The organism is Marinobacter flavimaris (genome assembly GCF_002933295.1).
Classification (GTDB): Bacteria; Pseudomonadota; Gammaproteobacteria; order Pseudomonadales; family Oleiphilaceae; genus Marinobacter; species Marinobacter flavimaris.
The window spans coordinates 388,469-408,118 of sequence record NZ_PSSW01000001.1; the positions used below are offsets into that span (position 1 = coordinate 388,469).

Consider the following 19,650-nt stretch of genomic DNA (forward strand, 5'->3'; position numbering starts at 1 on the left):
CAATGAAAACCCGAGTGCCTTCCGTTTTTCTTGTTCCCCGGCTTCTGGCAGCGATGTGGCTGTTGCTGGCGTTGCCGGGCTGTACGGTTTATCAGTCCATCGGCAAAAGCGTCGGGTCGTTCCTGCATCCGGTTTCCGGGCATGACTTCGTTCATATCGACAACGATAGCTGGGATCGGCGCAACGCGGTGCTGTACTTCTACAGGACACACTCCCAATGGGCGGCTGATGAAATTGAAGCGCCCAGTGTCTACATAGATGACACCCACTATTTCAACATTCGCAACGACAGCTTCACCTGGCTTGAGGTAAGCCCCGGAGAGCGCCACATTGCCATGCGCCGACCTTTGCTTGGTCTGGAGGGCATGAACTCCTTCAGTCTTAGCCTGATCGCCGATGCCACGCTGGACGTTGAGCCAGGACAGATCTATTACCTGCGTTATAACGAGCTTTCGGAACCGGGCCAACGGCATCCGGACCTGGATCCGGATCATTCGCTGAATCAGGGCGACCTCCAGCTGGTGACGCGGGAATATGCCATGCAGGCAGAGGAGATTGTTTCCACCCGTTTTCTGAACAGTGATCTGTTGGCGCCAAACCACGCGGCTACCTCCATTGTGGAAGTGAATGAAGACCTGGATTACGAGCGGCAACTGGTGCTGCTGGAGGAGGAGCGTGAGCTCGAGATCGAGCGCCTGAAGCAGGAGGGCAAGTACGAATCCACGTCCTGGTTCTGGCCGTTCGGCGGTGGTCCCACGGTTCCCCTGGAAACGGATCGGAAAATCGACAGGTTGGAGCGTGAGTACGCCAAGTTGGAGCAGGAACGTGAGCGTCGGGAAGAAGCAGAATCCGGTGGTGGCTGGTGGATTTTCTGAGTGCTGACTACACTGACGGCAGGTGAAGGACTCGGGAAATTAAAACAATGGCTCTCAAGGATTCTCTTCGACTCAGATTTGAAAAACTGGCCGATGATGTGGTCCCCCAACTACTCGATAGCTGGGGCGATCTGCAGAAACGGCTTGATGACCTGAACTGCTCCCTGGCCAATCGGGCGGTTCCGGAAGACAGGCGCAGTCGTGTCAGTGAATTGTCCCTGCAGGAGAAGGCTCAGCAGGCGGGCCAGAATCGCCCGGCCATACGGGCAGTCAAAACCGCTAGCAAGACCTCGGGTAAAAACTGAATTTGCTTAAAAACTGTACGCTTTTGAATGGCTTGCAGGTTTTTTTATAAAATTGCCGGAAAATATTTGACACCGTCAGCCAAATGCTTAAAATGCGCCTCTCACTTGGTTGAGACAGCACGGCTGGCAAGCAAGTGAATGCCTTTTTAGATTAGATAGGAAGGCTTGAAAGTGGGTGGTTAGCTCAGCTGGGAGAGCATCGCCCTTACAAGGCGAGGGTCACTGGTTCGATCCCAGTACCACCCACCACTTTCAGTTGCATCACCGGATCACCCCATCCGGTTTCAGGTTCGGGCCCAAGGGCCGGAATTGATGCGGAGCGGTAGTTCAGTTGGTTAGAATACCGGCCTGTCACGCCGGGGGTCGCGGGTTCGAGTCCCGTCCGCTCCGCCACTTTTATTTATGAAGTATTCCCGGGTGGTTAGCTCAGCTGGGAGAGCATCGCCCTTACAAGGCGAGGGTCACTGGTTCGATCCCAGTACCACCCACCAAAATTCCAAAAAAGGGCCGATCCGCGAGGATCGGCCCTTTTTTACTTTCCAATCAAAGACTGCCCACAAACGCGCACAACATTGCCATTCACTCCATTGGAGGCAGGGCTGCAGTACCAGGCGATGGCCTCGGCCACATCCACCGGTTGCCCGCCCTGGGACAAGCTGTTCATCCGACGACCGGCCTCTCGGATGGTGACCGGCATGGCGGCGGTCATCCGGGTTTCGATAAACCCGGGGGCGACGGCGTTGATGGTGATGCCGTTTTTCAGTTGCCGGGCCATGGCTTCCACGTAGCCGATCACTCCGCACTTGGCGGTTGAGTAGTTGGTCTGTCCGAAGTTGCCGGCGATGCCGCTGATGGAGGAAATACAGACAATGCGTCCGTTTTCTTTCATGAGCTCCCGCTTTGCCAGTTCCTCGTCGATCAACTCCTCCGCGGTCAGATTGACTGCGATGGTCATATCCCAGAAGTGCTCCGGCATGTTGCCAAGGGTCTTGTCGCGGGTGATGCCGGCATTGTGAATGACCAGGTCGACGCCGCCGAAATGCTCTTCGATGAAGTCGGCGATCAACTTTGGTGCTTTGTCGTCGGTAATGTCGCAGGCCAGAGCCTTCCCGTTGATAGCGGATGTGACCTTTTCCAGTTCTTCCATGGCCGGCGGAATGTCGAGGCCGATCACGGTGGCGCCGTCCCGGGCGAGGGTTTCAGAAATGGCAGCACCGATACCCCTGGACGCTCCGGTGACCAGTGCCACCTTTCCAGTCAGTGGTGCGACGGGATTGGTGGCAGGGGCAGCGTTGCCTTTGCCGACCTTCACGACCTGGCCGGACACATAGGCAGAGCGGGCAGACAGGAAGAACCGCACGCTGGAATCCAGTTGCTTCTCTGCCCCTGGGGCCATCCACAGTAGGTTCGCCGTGGAGCCTTTCTTGCCGATTTCCTTGCCAACGCTGCGTACGAAGCCTTCGAGTGCCCGTTGCGCGGCGGCCTGCGGCGCCTTGCGACAACTGGCGGGATTCTGGCCGATTACCAGAACGCGGGCGTTGCTGCCCAGTTTTTTGATGGTGGGGTGGAAGAAGTCGTATAGTGCCCGCAGGTCGGCCGGACCTTTCAGGCCGGTGGCGTCAAACACCAGCGCCGAAAACTGCTGGTTGATGTCGGAGGCCAGGTCCAGCGGCCGGGCTTTGTTGCCGGCTTTCGATGAGTCCGCCAGGCGATTGCTTTCGCTGGCGTGATGAAGGGTGGCCGCGCTGGCGCCGAGAATACTGCCTAAAGTGGCAATGGCTTTTCCGCCGTTGGCGGCGCCGATGAGCACCTTGCCTTCGATAAATGGCTGGTCGGTGCGCTTCAGGCGCTTCAGTGGCGCGGGCGCGGGGAGACCAAGGGATTGTGCGGCGGTTCTACCAACGGGGGTGTTTACCAGTCTAAGATAGAGGTCGGACATGGGGGCTTCCTTGTGGTTGCAATCGGTTCTCTGGATGCGGATTGTCTACAGGGTAAAGAATCGGACAGTTTTTGGATTGACTCAATGCCTGTAGGGTGTTGTCAGGGGTGCCAATGAGGCATTGTGCGTTGTCGCTACACTTGTTGCCAGCCTGGGTGCAGGGAGCATTGGGGGCTGGCCTCCCAAAACACGCTGTGAATACGTCCTTGTACGCTCGGCTCCGCCATCCATGGCTCCGCACGGTTTTGGGAGGCCAGCCCCCAATGCTCCATCCGGCAATGAAATTTTCCGCAAAAGGATTGGATTGATCATGGCAGAAGCATCGAAAACTCCACGCAAGAAAACCGCTACTTCAAAAAAGACCAGCACAGCCCCTTCGGGTATTCGCCGCGTAGCAGTGCTGGGTGGTAACCGGGTTCCGTTTGCGCGGTCCAATACCGCCTACAGCAAGATCAGTAACCAGGAGTTGCTGACATCCGCGCTGCGGGGGCTGGTGGATCGGTACAGTCTTCAGGGCAAGCGCCTCGGGGAAGTGGCGGCAGGGGCGGTGATCAAGCATTCCCGGGATTTTAACCTTACCCGGGAGTCGGCGATGAGTTGTGGTCTGGCGCCGGAGACACCGGCTTATGATATTCAGCTGGCCTGCGGGACGGGGCTGGAGGCAGCCATTCTGGTGGCCAACAGGATTGCCCTGGGGCAGATCGAATGTGGTATTGCCGGTGGTACCGATACCACGTCCGATGCGCCGATTGGTGTAAGCGAGGGGCTTCGGGAGATTCTGCTGGATCTGAACCGGGCCAAAACCACCGGCGAGCGGTTGAAGATTCTGGCGCGGTTCCTGCCCGCGCACCTCGTGCCCTTGGTTCCGGAGAACCGGGAGCCTCGCACCGGCATGTCCATGGGGGAGCATGCCCAGGTGATGGCCAGGGAGTGGGACATTCCCCGGGAAGATCAGGACAGGCTGGCCTGGGAGAGTCATCAGAAGCTTGCCAAGGCCTATGAAGAGGGGTTCTTTAAAGATTTGCTGACGCCGCTGGCGGGGCTGGACAAGGACAATATTCTGCGGCCGGATACAACCCTTGAGAAGCTGGCGACGCTCAAGCCGGTGTTTGACCGGGACAACGGCACCATGACGGCGGCCAACAGCACGGCGCTGACTGATGGCGCCTCCTGCGTGCTGCTGGCCAGTGAGGAGTGGGCGAAAGAGAATAACCATGAGGTGAAGGCGTGGCTGACGTTCTCCGAGGTGGCAGCGGTGGATTTTGTGGACAAGAAAGAGGGGCTGCTGATGGCGCCAGCTTACGCCGTACCCCGGATGCTGGAAAAAGCGGGGCTGACACTTCAGGATTTCGATTTCTACGAGATCCACGAAGCCTTCGCCTCGCAGGTGCTGTGTACTCTGAAAGCCTGGCAGGATCCCGCCTTCTGCAAGGACCGTCTGGGGCTGGACAAGCCGGTGGGCAGCATCGACCGGGACAAACTCAATGTAAAAGGCAGCAGCCTGGCCACCGGCCATCCGTTCGCCGCCACCGGCGGGCGCATCATTGCGACCCTGGCCAAGTTGCTGGAGGAAAAGGGCAGTGGCCGCGGCCTGATCTCCATCTGCACCGCAGGCGGGCAGGGGGTAACAGCGATTCTGGAGCGGTAAGTTTCCGGAAAACCGGAACTTTCCTTTGACAGTGCCAGGCTCAGCCCTTATCATGCGCGCCACGTTGATCAGGGGTTCCCTGAGCAACAACCAGTTTGATGCGGGGTAGAGCAGTCTGGTAGCTCGTCGGGCTCCCAATCCCGAGAAAGCCGGAGGGAGTCATCGACCTTCGGCTTATGAGCCCGACCAAGAGGCGGACTCAGTAGAAAGAATTGATGAAAAGTTTGATGCGGGGTAGAGCAGTCTGGTAGCTCGTCGGGCTCATAACCCGGAGGTCGTTGGTTCGAATCCAGCCCCCGCTACCATCTAAGAGAAAGGCAGATCAGTAAGCTACTGGTCTGCCTTTTTTATTTGTCCGCAGAAAGTTTCCCATTCCTGACTTGATTGAGGTCAAATCCCGATCCGGTTCGCTCCAATAATTCAGGTTGAACTCAGGTGACTGTGGTTTGCTTATCTCGCTGGAGATGCATGCCCGCTCCGGAGATCACACAATGGCAGTCGGGCGCAACCGCAGACGGAGGAGGGTTATATGGAATGGTTAGCGGAAAACTGGTTCTGGGTGGTTATCGGCATCCTGTTCGTGGCCATGCACATGTTCGGTCACGGTGGGCATGGTGGTCACGGCGGAGGCGGGCACGGCGGACATGGCGCGTCCGACAAGACGGACAAGCCGGACAAACCGGACAGCAATCAGGACCGACCCTCGGGTCATCGCCATTGATGGGAGTGGAACATGCTTAACACGAAACTGGTTACCTGGGCGCTGGGGTTGTTCGCAGCGGTCACCTTCATTGTCTGCGTTATCTATGGACTGGTAACGCCCCAAAGCCTGCATATGCATGCGTTTCTTGAGCAGGTATTGCCGGGATTCAAGTGGCTGACCTGGTGGGGATTTGTGGTCGGCCTGATTGAGAGTTTCCTATATGGCGCCTATGCCGGGCTGGTGTTCTGCCCGATCTACAATCGACTTCACCGTTACTTCGATGCCAAGCAAAGTGGGGACTGAGTTCGTGCCTGCCCGGATTGCGAGCACGTCGGGGGGGTGCCGGTGAGTTCCGGTGCTTCGTCGCGCCTGCAGCTCATCGCGGGCCTGATGACGCTCGCGGCGATGCTGCTTGCGCTGCTGATCGACAATTCTCCCGCGCAAGCCTGGTATGACATAGTCCACCATTTACCGGTGTCCTTGCGCGTGGGTGAGTTTGCCATCGACAAGCCAATCATCCTCTGGATCAATGATGGGCTGATGGTATTCTTTTTCCTGCTCATTGCCCTGGAGCTGAAACGTGAGGTGCTGGAAGGGCAACTGGCGACACCCAAGGCGATTGCCACACCCGGTTTCGCCGCCCTGGGTGGCATGGCTGTCCCTGCGCTGATCTACACAGCGTTCAACGCCGGCGATCCGGAGGCCATGCGCGGCTGGGCGATTCCCGCCGCAACCGACGCGGTGCTGGCGCTGACCGTGCTGGTACTGCTTGGCCCGCGTGTGCCGGTCTCGCTCAAGGTGTTTCTGACGGCGGTCGCGATTTTCGACGACCTGGGGGCAATCGTCATCATCGCGTTGTTCTATACGGAGCAGCTTGCCACAACATCACTGGTGCTGGCGGCCCTGGGGATTGTGGCCCTGGTAACGCTCAATATCTTCAAGGTCACGCGTACCGGGGCTTACGTCGTCGTGGGTGTGTTTCTCTGGGTCGCAGTGCTTAAGTCCGGCGTTCACGCGACGCTCGCCGGGGTGGCCATAGGTCTTGCGATTCCCATGCGGGCCAGACAGGGCGCTCGCTCTTTCTCGCCGCTGAAAGATGCGGAACAGGCGCTTCAGCCGTGGGTGGCGCTCGGCGTGGTACCGATCTTCGCGTTCTTCAACTCGGGCATTGTGCTAACGCTGGCGAGTGCAGCCACGCTTGCCTCTCCGACGTCGCTGGGGATCTTGCTAGGGCTGTTCGCCGGGAAACCGCTGGGTATTTTTGGCTTCACCTGGCTTGCGGTGCGACTCGGGGTGGCAAGACTTCCAGAGTCGGTGAGTTGGGGCCAGCTCGCCGGCGTGGCCCTTGTCGCCGGCATCGGTTTCACTATGAGCCTGTTCATCGCCGGCCTCGCCTTTCCCGATCCGGAGGTATTTCGCAATGCCCGTCTCAGTGTGATTGCAGGCTCGCTGCTGTCGGCGGTTGTCGGCGTGGTGGTCCTGATGAAGACCACGCAACCGCGGTTTAATCCCCCGGAGCACAACTGACCCTGGCAGGGGCACCACTCTGGTGAGCCGCGGCGCAGGTGAGCGGCGGCGCAAGGGCTATCAACGGGCGCAGGCCCCGGTCTTAATAAGGAAGGAGACCCCATGAACAATGAAACCCCTGTCAGCCAGCTGCTATACGGCCCGCTGCATACGGATGTCGAGGGATTTGATGCCCTGGCCGAGCTGGCCCTGGATATGCGTTCGTCATGGAATCATGCGACCGACCAGGTGTGGCGGCAGCTGGATCCCGAGTTGTGGCAAGCCACACGTAACCCCTGGGTCGTTCTGCAGACGGTCTCGCGGGAGAAGCTCCAGGGACTTCTGGCCGATCCGGCGTTCCGTAAAGACGTCGGGGACCTGGTGCAGGCCAGGCGAGATGCCGCTCGGGCGCCGGCGTGGTTTCAGCAAACCTACCCGCGGCCGCCTTTAACCTGTGCCGCTTATTTCAGCATGGAGTTCATGCTGAGCGAGGCCCTGCCCATTTATTCCGGCGGGCTGGGCAACGTGGCGGGCGATCAGCTCAAGGCCGCCAGCGATCTGGGTGTTCCGGTGATTGGCGTGGGGCTTCTCTACCAGCAAGGCTATTTTCGCCAGCTGATCGACCGGGACGGTGCACAGCAGGCGCTTTACCCGTATAACGATCCCGGCCAGTTGCCAATCATGCCGTTGCGTCATTCCAACGGGGAGTGGCTGCGGATACAGCTCGGCCTGCCCGGCCACCCGATCTGGCTGCGCGCCTGGCAGGTCCAGGTGGGCCGTGTGAAGCTTTACCTCCTGGACAGCAACGATGCGGCGAACTACCCGCCGTACCGGGGAATAACCAGTGAGCTTTACGGGGGCGCGCCGGATCAACGCCTGATGCAGGAGGTGATCCTCGGGATTGGCGGCTGGCGGTTGCTCGCCGCGCTCGGTATCGAACCGGAAGTCTGCCACCTGAACGAAGGGCATGCGGCTCTGGCCGTGCTGGAGCGCGCCCGCCACTTCATGCAGCGGACCGGTCAGCCGTTCGGCGTTGCGCTGGCCGCCACGCGCGCGGGCAATCTCTTCACCACCCACACGGCGGTGGCCGCTGGCTTCGACCGTTTCCCACCAGGCCTCATCGAGCACTGCCTGGGTGGCTACGCAAGCAACCAGCTCGGCATTACGCTCGACGATTTGCTGGCGCTGGGCCGCCGGAATCCGGACGATCCGGCCGAGGATTTCAATATGGCGTACCTGGCGATCCGCGGCAGCGGGGCGGTGAATGGCGTAAGTCGCCTGCACGGCAAGGTGAGCCGGCACCTGTTTGCGCCGCTGTTCCCGCGCTGGCCCGTGGATGAGGTGCCGGTTACGCACGTGACCAACGGCGTTCACATGCCGACCTGGGACTCGGCGGCGGCGGATGATCTTTGGACCGAGGCCTGTGGCAAGGAACGCTGGCTGGGGACCACGGAAACCCATGAGCAGCACATTCGCGCCCTCTCTGACGCCCGTCTCTGGCAATTCCGCACGGCGGCCAGTAAGGCGTTGGTTGACTACGTCCGTGATCGATTGTCCCGGCAACTGGCCGCCTCCGGCGAGGCGCCCGAGGCCGCTGATACTGCGAACCAGCTGTTTGATCCCGGGGTATTGACGCTGGGTTTTGCCCGCCGCTTCGCCACCTATAAGAGGCCGAACCTGCTGCTGCATGACCCGGAGCGCCTGCTGCGCCTGCTGACTGACCCGCAGCGCCCGGTGCAGCTCATTATGGCCGGCAAGGCTCATCCGCAGGACCGGGCGGGCCAGGCCCTGATCCGGCAATGGATGCAATTCATCCAGCGGCCCGAGGTGCGCGCCCGTGTGATCTTCCTGAGCGACTATGACATGCACTTGGGTGAGCACCTGGTGCAGGGCGTGGATGTCTGGCTCAACACGCCGCGCCGGCCCTGGGAGGCGAGTGGCACCAGTGGCATGAAGGTGCTTGTCAATGGTGGTATCAATCTGTCGGAATTGGACGGCTGGTGGGCGGAAGCCTACACTCCGGATGTGGGCTGGGCACTGGGGGACGGCCAGGAACATGGCGATGATCCGTTCCGGGATGCGGCTGAAGCCGATGCGCTGTACGACCTGCTCGAACGCGAAGTGATCCCCGAGTTCTATACGCGTGATGAACAAGGCATTCCCTCCGCCTGGGTGAACCGGATGCGCGAGAGCATGGCGCGGTTGACACCGCGCTTTTCTACCAACCGTACGGTGCGCGAATACACCGAGCAACACTACCTCCCGGCTGCCGCTGCATACCGTGAGCGGGCCGCTGGCAAAGGGGGAGTCGGCGCGGAACTGGTTGAATGGCGGCACGCGCTGGATCACAAATGGGCCGCGATACGCTTCGGCGACGTTGAGGTCGAGCCTGACGGTGAACAACACCTCTTCGAGGTTCAGGTCTACCTCGGAGACCTTGATCCGGAGGCCGTGCGGGTTGAGCTCTACGCCGACGGCAGGGACGGTAGCGCACCTGAACGGGTGGAGATGCAGCGCCTGCGGCAACCGACGGACGGCGAAAGCGGCTACAGCTATCGCGCAGCAGCCCCTGCGGCCCGCCCGGCGACAGACTATACCGCGCGACTCATGCCGCATCACAATGGTGTGGCGATCCCCCTGGAAGCTGCTCACATCCTTTGGCAACGGTGAGCGGGCGGGTATCGCGCATCCAGGAAGATCGCGAGTCGGGTTGGTGTCCTGGCGCGCAGGAGACACTCAGGAGAGATGAAAGCACGTATGACCAGGGAACACAGGTTTTCATGGCCGGTGCGCAGGCTTGCGCTGCTGGGGCTGGCGGGGGTTGCGGTGTTCGGGGCGGCAATTATCGCCCTGCACCTGACCGGCAGCGGGGTCGACTGGACCAGCGATTATGTCAGCGACCTGGCTAACCAGCCGTTTGGCTGGCTGTTCATGGTTGGCGCCTTCGTGCATGGCTGGGGTAACCTGGCGCTGACCCTGGCCCTGCGCGGCGCGCTGCGCCCGGGGCCGCTGCGGACCTGGTCGGTACTGCTGTTCGGCCTGGCCGCGGTCGGTATCCTGCTGGCGGCGTTGTTTCCCATCGAGGCACCCGGCCAGGCGCCGAACCTGCCCGGGCAGATACACCGGGGGGCAGCCAGCCTGGCGTTTGCACTGGAACTCGCCGCGCTGTTCGTGTTTTCAGCGGCCTTTCGCCGTCAGCTCGACTGGCGCCGCCAGCGCGCCGCCTCGCTGGTGCTGTCGGTGATCGCGGCGACGGCGGTGACGGCGTTCGTGATCGCCATTCAACTGGATATCGCGCCGGGCCTGGCGGAGCGTGTCGCGCTGGCGGTTTTCCTGGTCTGGGAAGTTTGGGCTTGCCTGCAGGTCATCCGGCCGCAACAGAAACCTGAGCCTGACCTGAAGCACTCCTATCCCTGACTTTGTGGAGGACCTGATCTTGAAAAACCTATACAAACCGAACAAGCCAGTGCCGGGCCGAGCCCGCCGGCGACGTGCCGACTCTGGAGATCCTGGCGGCGGTGGATATTCTGCGCCGCCACCTGCCCGAGCTCAGGGTGCGTGTGATCAACGTGGTGGATCTCATGACCCTGCAGGACCAGGCGGAACACCCGAACGGGCTGTCACACAAGGACTTCGACACCCTGTTCACGACCGATAAACCGATCATCTTCGCCTATCACGGGTATCCCTGGCTGATCCATCGCCTGACCTACCGGCGCACCAATCACAAGAACCTCCACGTGCGTGGCTACAAGGAGGAAGGCACCACCACGCCGTTCGACATGGTGGTGCGCAATGACATGGACCGTTTCCACCTGGTGGCGGATGTCATTGATCGGGTTCCGCAACTGGGGTCACGGGCCGCCTATCTCAAGCAATGGCTGCGTGACCGGCTGATCGAGCATCGGCATCACATCATCGAGCACGGCGTGGATATGCCGGAGATTACCCAATGGCGCTGGGGGGCAACCGCGGACCCCACCCGAAGTCAAGAATAATTCCCATGGCTACAGGCTCCCATGCCTGCAGCCAATAACGCTCGTCGCTGCGGAAAAGCCGGGTCGCTACTCCCGGCTTAACTCCACCTGCATCACATTGATACCTCCGGCGCGAAACATACCGGCACAGCTGGCCAGGTAAAACCGCCACTTTCGCACGAACATCTCGCTGTACCCGAGCGCCCGTATCGCCGGTATCTGTTCGTCGACGTTCGCCAGCCACTTTTCCAGCGTAATGGCGTAATCCTGCCCGAATTCGAACACATCGTTCACCACCAGGCCGCTATCGGCGGCAACAGCTTCAAAACGCTTTCTGGAAGGCAGCATACCACCGGGGAAAATATGTTCCCTCAAAAAGTCGTTGCCGGAGCGATATCGCTCAAATCGCTCCTCGGCAATGGTAATGGTCTGTATCATTGCCTTGCCGCCAGGTCTCAGGTAGTCGTGCACATCCCTCATGTAGGCGGGCCAGTACGATTCGCCAACGTGCTCAAACATCCCGATTGATACCAGGTAATCAAAGGGGCCGGACAGCTCCCGGTAGTCCTGTAAACGAACCTCGGCATTTTCCGCCAGTCCGGCGGACTCGAGTCGCTGGCGGGCATAATCCGCCTGTTCGCCGGACAGGGTCGCACCGGTCACATGGCATCCGTGTGTGGCTGCGATTTCCATGAAACCACCCCAGCCACAGCCTATTTCCAGAATGCGGCTTCCCGGTTCCGGTGCCAGTCGCTGAAGGATGCGTTCATATTTCGCTTTCTGGGCCTCGTAAAGCGAGAGGGACGTATTGCCGTCAAACAGGGCGCAGGAGTATGTCATGCTCCGGTCCAGCCAGAGCTGATAAAAGTCGTTGCCTAAATCATAGTGCTCCTGGACGTTCTTACGGCTGCGTTTCAGTGTATTGGAAGACAACCGGTGCCTGCACCAGTGCCATAACCTGAGCCATACGCTGGTGTGCAAAACCCGATCAAAAACAACGATATTGCCTGCGGCGAGGCGCATCAGGGCAAGCAAGTCGGGTGTGGACCATTTGCCTGCCATGTAGTCTTCGCCCAATCCCACGTCACCGTGGGTGATCAGGTGATCGATGACATCCCACTGCAGCAATGCCATTTCCGCATGCACACCGTCTTGTTTTCCTTCATGGCGGGTCGTCTTTCCATCCGGCCATGTAAGCGATAACGAACCGAACTGAAGAGATTTCAGCGCCTGCAGGAAAAGATTACGGTGAATTGCGCTCGTCTTTCCCGTTGGCTTTTCCCGGGACCCCAGGTGCCCGCCTTCCGGCAAGGATTCCCTGCTCATGCCTTTCCATCCTTACGCTGTTCCCAGCAAGTTTCAGTGGGTTAAAAAGTAGGTGGACTATCATTTATTAGGCAACTGCTGTTCGTCAAACCTTATCGGAAACTGGGACGCTTGCAGGAGTTACCGGAACTATGGAAGTCTTTTCCGGCCATCCGGACGTACTCCTGTATTTCCGGATGATCTTGGCTTACTTCGGCCCGGATCGATATCCAGGTTCACCAGGGCGCCCCTGTCGGCCAGGGAGTTGCCCAGGGTGCGATAACCCCCGGTGAGCTCATGCTCCACCGGGCACAGCGGATCCTCCAGCCATAAACCGACCCGGGCATTGCGGGCCATGGGGCCGCCCTCGACCAGATCCGGTCGGGACTGGGTGCCGGGCGGGCCGGGGATGTGGCCGCGGAAGGAAACCAGCGAGCGCGCGTTGCTTATCCGCTTCGCGGGCGCTGGCCAGTGCGCTGTGTTCATCCAGCGCCACAATCGCGTTGATGGCAGGGTTCTGGTCCCGGATTCTTTCCAGTAAGGCGGTAATCAGTGCCTCGCTGGTCAGGGTGCCGGCCTCCAGTTGTTTCAGGAGCTCATGGGCCGGCTGATAATGAGTCGGGGTGTCTTGTACATCCATGGATGTTCTCTTTTTTTGTTGGTCTTAAGGCCTGTCGCCAGCGAGTCACGGCAGCTCTGATCGCCAGTGTTTTACGTTCACCTGGTCCTTGACTGCGTCGATGATTTCGATAATCAGGTTAATCAAGGCCTCGTTCTGGGCTTCGTCGGCTTTCACTTCACCGGGTGTCGGCAGGAAAACATTCACGATGTCTTCAATGAAGGCGTGATTGGAGGCTGAAGCCAGGTCTTCGAGGATCTGGTGGATGACATGGGCAACGATGTCGCCGACCGCTTCTTCCAGGGTTTCCTGAATGGTGGGGCCCACCACCGGAAGATATTTCAGTCGTGACAGTTCCAGGTTCTGTTTGAGGGCATTATCCACTGTGTCTTCCAGGTAGCTCCTGAGGGCTCCGCGATTGGGTACGTAGCCTTCCTGGGCCGCCTCGGCAACCCGTTTGGAAATCCAGTCGGAGAGCATGTCCCGTCGGGGATAGAGAATGTCCTTCTGGATCTTGTCAAACAGCGGAGAGCCCAGTTTGACCTCCTGCTGCACGCCGCTCAGCACCTTCAGCACAATGCGATCAGAGAGCTCTTCCATAAAGGCTTCGTAATAGAAATTTACGAAGCGGTAGATCTTGGTGTTCGTAACGTCAATGATCTTGTACTGGTGTAGTCGATAGATGATGGAGATCACACGGAGGATACGGAGGAAACGCAGGCTTCCCACCGGAATACAGCCCACCAGGTCATACCAGTGAATAAACGGGTAGAAGTACCAGCGGTCGTAGATTTTTGCCTTGATGGCGTAACCCCAGCGGACGAAGAACTCGGTCAGGAATATGCTGACGAAGATCAGATCGTAAAAGATGAAGCGTTCATGGATGGGGTGGTAGGCCGACTGTATGGCCGGAGCATGCTCTTTCAGCAGATTCTGAACGGCTACAAAGTTATAGATCGAGTCCCAGATGATGAACGCCAGGTTGATGATCAGCAGGCCCAGCATCAGGAAATCAATGATGAACCAGACAAGCTGGTGGCTGGATTTCAGGTTTTCTCGATTTATCTTCAGCATTCGCCAGGGTCCGGTCTGTTGCTAAGTATCTGACAGGTTAGCTTATTTCAACGCCACAAACGACTCGCCCTTGAGCCGCTCAAGGCAGTCCGAAAGGCCAACCATGGATTAACTTGACCGTCTGCCATTAAACTCCCACGCTTGAACGGAAATCCTTCTTGTTACCACCAACACTGAAATAGCCGGATGCTATCAATCTATCAAGTCGTGAATTCGGGCCGGGTCCGGCTTTTGATCTTGTTGCTCTGCTGGCTGCCGTCGTGGGTTTGCGCGCAACAGGTCGTCGTGAACATGGAGGGAGACTACCCGGATCTGAAATCAAATGCCCAGGCGTTTATCGGGGAGGTTGAAGGCCGCAGTGCCAGTAATCTCAGGCGTTATGCCCCCACGGCCGTTGGTCAGGCCGAGGAGGCATTGCGGGCGCTCGGGTATTACAGCCCGTTGATTGATTGGCGGATTGAAGAGGGTGGTTCCGACACAACGGCAACGCTCGTTCTGTCCATTACACCGGGGGAGCCGGTGCGAGTTACGTCCCGGACCGTGGAGATCAGGGGGGCAGCTGCGTCAGATGAACGGTTTAACGCCGATCTGCCAGAGCACCCGGCGGAAGGCGACATTCTCAACCACGGTCAATATGCCAGCCTGCGAGACACCATCCAGACCCGTGCCCGACGGCGTGGCTATTTCGACGGCACATTTGTTACCCGTACCCTGGAAGTGGATCCGGCAACCCGAAGCGCTGCGGTTACGCTTATCTATGATAGCGGCGAAAGGTACCGGCTCGGAGAGGTAACCTTTGCCGAGGGACACTGGTTCGAGATCGGTCTACTGGAGCAGTTCGTTTCTTTCGAGCCAGGTATACCCTTCCATGCTGATGAAGTAGCAAGGCTCAACCGGGATCTCCTGAACAGCGGCTATTTCAGCAGTGTTGATATCGATGCCTCACCGGGTAGTGCCGAGGACGGCGTGATTCCGGTCCGCGTTGATCTCACCCGGCGCGAGGCCCGCTCTGTGGCGGCGGGCGTGGGGTTTTCGACCGATGTCGGACCCAGGTTCCGTGGAAACTGGCGGGAACACTGGATCAATCCCATGGGGCACAAGCGGGGCGCCGAGACAGAACTCTCGGTACCCAGGCAGAACCTGAGTACCTGGTACGAGCTGCCCCTGGATCCGCCCATGACCGACCTGATCCGCCTGAGCGCCGGTTACCAGCGCGAGGACATCGAGAATGTGGAATCGGAACTTCTGAGCCTGGGGCAGCAGTGGCAGCATCAGTTGGATAACGGCTGGCTACAGATATTGTCGCTGCGTTGGGAAGGTGAGCGCTTTAACATCGGCAATGACGAGAAAGGCACAAGCACACTCCTGCTGCCCGGTGCGGGATACTCGAAAATACACACGGACTCGCCACTGGACCCATCCCGGGGCTATCGCCTGCAGTTCGATGTTACCGGTTCGCATCGGGCGGCGCTGTCCGATGTGGATATCCTTCATGTAAACGCACTGGTCAAGGGGCTGTTTACGCTGGCGGACAAGCACCGGTTTCTGGGTCGTCTGCAGGCGGGGGCTGTGGCAACCAACCGGTTTGAAGATGTGCCTCCATCCCTGCGTTTCTTCGCTGGCGGTGACCAGAGTGTGCGAGGGTATGGCTATGAAACCCTGTCGCCAGAGAATGATAACGGCGTGCCGGTGGGCGGACGCTTCCTGATGGTTGGCAGTGCCGAGTATCAGTATCAGTTTGCGGACAAATGGCGTGCCGCCATGTTCGTCGACCACGGCAACGCGATCAACAATCCGAGCGACCCGCTGGCCACCGGCGCTGGTGTCGGCATACGCTGGATCAGCCCGGTCGGGCCGTTGAGGCTGGACATCGCCAAAGGGTTGGATCGTGAATTTGGCGGGGATTGGCGCATTCACTTTTCCATGGGGCCTGAGCTGTGACGAGGACACCGGAAACTTCGGACGACAGGCCGCACAAGCCATCGGCACGCCCGCGCCGCCTCCGGTTTTGGCTGTTGGTAGGGCTGGCGGTATTGATTCTCGTGCCTGTCCTTGTGGTGGCCGCTGTTTTGCTGGCCCTGCGCTCTGAGACGGGAACCGCCTGGGTTATAGAACAGGTGCCAGGGCTTCAGGTGGAAAATGACCGGGGATCTCTGTTTGGTCGGTGGCAGGCCGACCACTTGCAATGGCGTGGTTACGGGGTCGAAGTGGTCGTTGAGTCGCCACTCGTGGACTGGTCCCCTTCCTGTCTGTTCCGAAAACAGCTCTGTATTGAGAATCTGGAAGCAGAGACGCTCGAAGTCTCGCAGTTGCCCCCGGCGGACAAAGCCGAAGGCGGGAGCCCCATTACACTGCCGGGCGTGGACCTGCCGCTGGCGCTGAATATCAGTGGCGTCCGGCTCGGGCCTTTTACCTTCAACGGCAACAGAGTCTGGGACCGGTTTGAGCTGGACGCTGGAGGGTCGGGCGCCGCCTGGAACATAAAGCGCGCCTGGTATCAGCTGGGTGAGTACACGGTGTCCGCCGCTGGCCGGATAGAAACCCGCCGGGACTGGCCTGTCAATCTGGAAGTCAAAGCGGACATCCCGCCGCCTTATGGAGACGAGTGGCTTCTCGACGCCCGGCTCTCCGGCAGCGTTCGGGACCTGATGGTCGCTGCATCCAGCCGTGGCTACCTGGATGCTGAACTCTCGGGGGAAGTCGAGCCGCTCGATCCGGCCCTGCCGGCACAGTTGAGGCTAACCTCGGATCAGTTCCGCGCAGCGCAGGCGCTGCCGGAGACCCTTGTGTTCAATGATTGGTCTGTGGACGCCAGGGGTAGCCTTCAGCAGGGTTTTCGCACCCGGGGGCAAGCTACGCTTCCGGGCACGACAGGCCCGGTACGGCTGACGCTGGAGGGCCTGGCGACGACTCGTGCGGCGGAGAACATCCGGATCGAGTTGGCCGCAGACAAGGAGAATGGTGCAGGGCAAGACACTGTGGTGGCCAATGGCAATGTCTCCTGGAGCGAGGGCCTCGAAGCCAGTGCCGACATCCGTTTGCGCGGATTTCCCTGGTATACGCTGATCCCGGGCTTTGAGCCGCCAGTGGTAACCCTTCGTTCCCTGGATGGCACCGTGTCCTGGCGTGAGGGGAACTACCATGCAGAGCTTCAAGCCGGTGTCGAGGGTCCCCAGGGCAACGCGAAACTGACCACCACGGTGGATGGCGATGCCGGGCAGACCACACTGACCAACCTGACCGTCAGCACAGGCGCCGGGTCTCTTACCGGCAACGGCTCGGTGAACTTTTCCGGGCCGCTTTCCTGGCAGGCGGCCTTGCGCCTGAAGGACTTCAATCCCGGTTATTGGGTACCTGTACTGGAAGCCAGTCTCAGCGGTGATGTGACGACCGAGGGACAACTCGGGGATGGACCGGTACCTGCCATGAATGCCGGATGGGATCTTGAGGGCGACTGGCGTTCCAATCCCGCGTCTCTGCAGGGACGGCTAGATACCTCATCAGGCAGTTGGGAGCTATCCGACCTGCAGTTGTTGGTGGGTGACAACCGTATTGAGGGTAGCGGTACCTGGGGCGACGTTCTGCGTGGTGATCTGGCTCTGAACCTGCCCGCGCCGGAAATTGTCCTGCCTGGCCTGACGGGGAATCTGCAAGCCACTCTGACGGCGGAGGGAACACCAGAGCGCCCGAGGGGCGAGCTGAGTGCAAGTGGCAAAAACCTGGGCTGGCAGGATAAGCTCGCCATTGAAACCCTCAGTCTTGAGGCCGATCTGCAGGACGGCATGCGCCTTGTCAGCCGTTTGCAGGCGGAGAACCTCAACGGGTTCGGGCAAGAGCTTGAAACGCTCACTCTGGAAGCCAATGGCACCCAGGGAAAGCACACCGTGAGCATCGGTGCACGTCATGCCGAGGCTGACCTTGAGCTGGTTTTCGCAGGAGAGGCCGGCGCTGACTGGAGAACCTGGCAGGGAGAGCTGTCCCGCGGCCTGATTGACCTTCCGGAACAGTCCCAGCAATGGCGGCTTCAGGCCCCGGCGACCCTGGCATACAAAGCCGATGGTGAGCTCACATTTGGCAATCATTGCTGGCGCTGGGAGGAGAGTACGGTTTGTGCCGAGGACCAGACACTGCTCCCGGTTCCCCGCATTGCCTATCGTATCGACCGCTTCCCAACCGTTGCCCTCGCTCCCTTGCTGCCAGAGACGTTACGCTGGGACGGTTGGATCAACGGAGAGGTTGATTTCACCACAACCGACGACGGCCCGGACGGACGCGTTTTCCTGGACGCCGGTGAAGGACAATTCCAGTTGCTGGTGGACGGCGAGTGGGAGTCACTCGCCTACAATACCCTGACAACCGAGGTCGGCCTGAAGCCGAGACAAGCCGACCTTGCGGTCCGTCTTTCCGGACCCGAGCTTGGCGATTTCACGCTGGATATGAACCTGGATCCGAACTCGGACGACCGTAGCGTTGAGGGTTCCTTCAGTCTCGAGGGTCTGGATATTGCCCTTGCAGGATTGCTTTCCGGACTGGACGAAGTTGCCGGTCGGGTGAACGGCCAGGGCCTGCTCTCCGGCCCGCTGATGAACCCGGCGGTGACCGGCGAACTGCACCTGGTGAATGGACGAGTTTCCGATCCCCGCTTGCCGGTACCGATCGAGGAGATGATCGCCAGCGTTCGGTTCGCCGGCTACTCGGCCGAGATCAGTGGCAGGATCCGGAGCAATGCGCGAAGCCAGACTATTTTGGATGGCGTAATCGACTGGCAACAGTCTCCCCGGGGCGAAATCACCATTTCCGGCAGCCGTGTGCCATTCAACCTGGAGCCTTATGCGCAGCTTGAGGTGGAGCCGGACCTGACCATTGTTTTCAGTGAGGGAGCCCTGGAAGTATCCGGACAGGTCGGAGTGCCGAGAGGCGACATAGAGATACAGGGTTTGCCGGAGCAGGCCGTATCGGTATCGGAGGATGAGGTCATTGTTGGTGTGGAGCGGGAAGAGCCCGTTGTCCGATCGCTGAATATGGATGTGACCGTGGTTGTTGGAGAAGATCAGGTGACTTTTGCCGCCTTCGGCGTGACCGGTGATCTGGAGGGATCTCTTCGCATTGGCAATGACATGGATACCCGTGGCACGCTCCAACTGGTCAATGGCCAGTATGAAGCCTATGGTCAGGAGCTCAAGCTCAGGCGGGCAAGACTGTTGTTCGTGGGCAACCTTACCCAACCCTATCTGGACATCGAGGCCGTCCGCACCGTGGATACCGTTGTGGCCGGTATTCGCCTGACCGGCCCGGTGCAGTCGCCCCAGACGGAAGTATTCTCCAACCCCGACATGCCTCAGACGGAGGCGCTTTCCTATGTCATTCTTGGCCGGGCGCCCCAGAGCCGGGGTGATGAGGGCCAGATGAGCCGGGCGGCGCTGTCCCTGGGACTGACCCAGGCCAACAAGGTGACTGGGCAAATTGGCGAAGAGTTAGGTATTCGCCAGCTCACCCTGGAAGCGGAGGGTTCCGGCGATCAGACGTCGGTGGTGGCGAGCGGGTATCTGACGGATGAGCTGAGTGTCCGCTACGGTGTCGGCATCTTCGAGCCGATCACCACGGTTGCTCTGCGCTACGATCTGGGCCGCTACTTCTATCTGGAGGCTGCCAGCGGGCTGGCGGCCTCCCTGGATATTTTCTACACCCGGGATTTCTGA

At 59.8% G+C, this 19,650-nt stretch carries 15 protein-coding genes and 4 tRNA genes; 15 read left to right on the forward strand and 4 right to left on the reverse strand.

Features of this window, described 5'->3' with window-relative positions:
- The first annotated feature begins 2 nt into the window (after positions 1–2).
- The 5 genes from MDHKLMBL_RS01775 (at position 3) to MDHKLMBL_RS01795 (ending at position 1,671) form a co-directional block, all read left to right on the forward strand.
- Positions 3–875 (forward strand): DUF2846 domain-containing protein, encoded by an 873-nt coding sequence (locus MDHKLMBL_RS01775; RefSeq protein WP_008171386.1) that lies wholly within the window; start codon positions 3–5, stop codon positions 873–875.
- Between the two features lie 47 nt (positions 876–922).
- Positions 923–1,180, forward strand: a complete 258-nt coding sequence (locus tag MDHKLMBL_RS01780; protein WP_008171388.1) for a hypothetical protein — start codon at positions 923–925, stop codon at positions 1,178–1,180.
- Positions 1,181–1,353: 173 nt separating this feature from the next.
- Positions 1,354–1,429, forward strand: a tRNA-Val gene (locus MDHKLMBL_RS01785).
- 67 nt (positions 1,430–1,496) lie between these two features.
- Positions 1,497–1,573, forward strand: a tRNA-Asp gene (locus MDHKLMBL_RS01790).
- 22 nt (positions 1,574–1,595) lie between these two features.
- A tRNA-Val gene (locus tag MDHKLMBL_RS01795) sits at positions 1,596–1,671 on the forward strand.
- Positions 1,672–1,712: 41 nt separating this feature from the next.
- On the opposite strand, the gene MDHKLMBL_RS01800 is transcribed toward MDHKLMBL_RS01795, so the two are convergent.
- Positions 1,713–3,119, reverse strand: a complete 1,407-nt coding sequence (locus MDHKLMBL_RS01800; RefSeq protein ID WP_053112517.1) for a 3-oxoacyl-ACP reductase — start codon at positions 3,117–3,119, stop codon at positions 1,713–1,715.
- A 310-nt stretch (positions 3,120–3,429) separates the two neighbouring features.
- Between MDHKLMBL_RS01800 and MDHKLMBL_RS01805 the strand changes: the two genes are divergently transcribed.
- The 8 genes from MDHKLMBL_RS01805 to MDHKLMBL_RS01840 all read left to right on the forward strand — a co-directional run bounded on the left by MDHKLMBL_RS01805 (position 3,430) and on the right by MDHKLMBL_RS01840 (position 10,974).
- Positions 3,430–4,767: an acetyl-CoA C-acetyltransferase gene (locus MDHKLMBL_RS01805; protein WP_104270004.1), complete on the forward strand. Its 1,338-nt coding sequence runs from the start codon at positions 3,430–3,432 to the stop codon at positions 4,765–4,767.
- Between the two features lie 228 nt (positions 4,768–4,995).
- Positions 4,996–5,072: transfer RNA gene (locus MDHKLMBL_RS01810), tRNA-Met, on the forward strand.
- A 224-nt stretch (positions 5,073–5,296) separates the two neighbouring features.
- Entirely contained in the window at positions 5,297–5,488 is a 192-nt protein-coding gene (locus MDHKLMBL_RS01815; protein WP_053112515.1) for a hypothetical protein, read from the forward strand.
- 12 nt (positions 5,489–5,500) lie between these two features.
- Positions 5,501–5,773, forward strand: a complete 273-nt coding sequence (locus tag MDHKLMBL_RS01820; RefSeq protein WP_053112513.1) for a DUF5676 family membrane protein — start codon at positions 5,501–5,503, stop codon at positions 5,771–5,773.
- 42 nt (positions 5,774–5,815) lie between these two features.
- Complete coding sequence (gene nhaA, locus MDHKLMBL_RS01825) at positions 5,816–6,997, forward strand: Na+/H+ antiporter NhaA (protein ID WP_227507797.1); 1,182 nt, start codon at positions 5,816–5,818, stop codon at positions 6,995–6,997.
- Between the two features lie 102 nt (positions 6,998–7,099).
- Positions 7,100–9,646, forward strand: coding sequence for an alpha-glucan family phosphorylase (glgP, locus tag MDHKLMBL_RS01830; protein WP_092030846.1), 2,547 nt, complete (start codon positions 7,100–7,102; stop codon positions 9,644–9,646).
- 75 nt (positions 9,647–9,721) lie between these two features.
- Positions 9,722–10,393 (forward strand): DUF998 domain-containing protein, encoded by a 672-nt coding sequence (locus MDHKLMBL_RS01835; RefSeq protein ID WP_053112512.1) that lies wholly within the window; start codon positions 9,722–9,724, stop codon positions 10,391–10,393.
- Positions 10,394–10,467: 74 nt separating this feature from the next.
- Positions 10,468–10,974, forward strand: a complete 507-nt coding sequence (locus MDHKLMBL_RS01840) for a phosphoketolase family protein (RefSeq protein WP_008177429.1) — start codon at positions 10,468–10,470, stop codon at positions 10,972–10,974.
- A gap of 66 nt (positions 10,975–11,040) precedes the next feature.
- On the opposite strand, the gene MDHKLMBL_RS01845 is transcribed toward MDHKLMBL_RS01840, so the two are convergent.
- The 3 genes from MDHKLMBL_RS01845 to MDHKLMBL_RS01855 form a co-directional block, all read right to left on the reverse strand.
- Positions 11,041–12,279 carry an SAM-dependent methyltransferase gene (locus MDHKLMBL_RS01845; RefSeq protein ID WP_008177432.1) on the reverse strand — a complete coding sequence of 413 codons (1,239 nt, stop codon included), beginning with the start codon at positions 12,277–12,279 and terminating at the stop codon, positions 11,041–11,043.
- Positions 12,280–12,408: 129 nt separating this feature from the next.
- The gene (locus MDHKLMBL_RS21105) at positions 12,409–12,744 is read right to left on the reverse strand and encodes a hypothetical protein (RefSeq protein WP_039882193.1); all 336 of its coding nucleotides are present in this window, start codon (positions 12,742–12,744) and stop codon (positions 12,409–12,411) included.
- 199 nt (positions 12,745–12,943) lie between these two features.
- Positions 12,944–13,951 (reverse strand): hypothetical protein, encoded by a 1,008-nt coding sequence (locus MDHKLMBL_RS01855; RefSeq protein WP_008177437.1) that lies wholly within the window; start codon positions 13,949–13,951, stop codon positions 12,944–12,946.
- A gap of 291 nt (positions 13,952–14,242) precedes the next feature.
- Between MDHKLMBL_RS01855 and MDHKLMBL_RS01860 the strand changes: the two genes are divergently transcribed.
- Together MDHKLMBL_RS01860 and MDHKLMBL_RS01865 are read left to right on the forward strand one after the other, a co-directional pair.
- On the forward strand, positions 14,243–15,892 hold the full coding sequence (locus MDHKLMBL_RS01860; protein WP_008177438.1) for an autotransporter assembly complex protein TamA: 1,650 nt from the start codon (positions 14,243–14,245) through the stop codon (positions 15,890–15,892).
- Complete coding sequence (locus MDHKLMBL_RS01865) at positions 15,889–19,650, forward strand: translocation/assembly module TamB domain-containing protein (RefSeq protein ID WP_241956156.1); 3,762 nt, start codon at positions 15,889–15,891, stop codon at positions 19,648–19,650. Before MDHKLMBL_RS01860 ends, MDHKLMBL_RS01865 begins: the two co-directional genes overlap by 4 nt.

Excerpts from the sequence above, each read along its gene's own strand:
- MDHKLMBL_RS01855 (WP_008177437.1), bottom strand. The coding sequence starts at position 13,951 with ATGCTGAAGATAAATCGAGAAAACCTGAAATCCAGCCACCAGCTTGTC.
- MDHKLMBL_RS01835 (WP_053112512.1), top strand. The coding sequence starts at position 9,722 with ATGAAAGCACGTATGACCAGGGAACACAGGTTTTCATGGCCGGTGCGC.
- MDHKLMBL_RS01860 (WP_008177438.1), top strand. The coding sequence starts at position 14,243 with ATGGAGGGAGACTACCCGGATCTGAAATCAAATGCCCAGGCGTTTATC.
- MDHKLMBL_RS21105 (WP_039882193.1), bottom strand. The coding sequence starts at position 12,744 with ATGAACACAGCGCACTGGCCAGCGCCCGCGAAGCGGATAAGCAACGCG.
- MDHKLMBL_RS01845 (WP_008177432.1), bottom strand. The coding sequence starts at position 12,279 with ATGAGCAGGGAATCCTTGCCGGAAGGCGGGCACCTGGGGTCCCGGGAA.
- MDHKLMBL_RS01800 (WP_053112517.1), bottom strand. The coding sequence starts at position 3,119 with ATGTCCGACCTCTATCTTAGACTGGTAAACACCCCCGTTGGTAGAACC.
- MDHKLMBL_RS01815 (WP_053112515.1), top strand. The coding sequence starts at position 5,297 with ATGGAATGGTTAGCGGAAAACTGGTTCTGGGTGGTTATCGGCATCCTG.
- MDHKLMBL_RS01805 (WP_104270004.1), top strand. The coding sequence starts at position 3,430 with ATGGCAGAAGCATCGAAAACTCCACGCAAGAAAACCGCTACTTCAAAA.
- MDHKLMBL_RS01775 (WP_008171386.1), top strand. The coding sequence starts at position 3 with ATGAAAACCCGAGTGCCTTCCGTTTTTCTTGTTCCCCGGCTTCTGGCA.
- MDHKLMBL_RS01820 (WP_053112513.1), top strand. The coding sequence starts at position 5,501 with ATGCTTAACACGAAACTGGTTACCTGGGCGCTGGGGTTGTTCGCAGCG.
- MDHKLMBL_RS01780 (WP_008171388.1), top strand. The coding sequence starts at position 923 with ATGGCTCTCAAGGATTCTCTTCGACTCAGATTTGAAAAACTGGCCGAT.
- glgP (WP_092030846.1), top strand. The coding sequence starts at position 7,100 with ATGAACAATGAAACCCCTGTCAGCCAGCTGCTATACGGCCCGCTGCAT.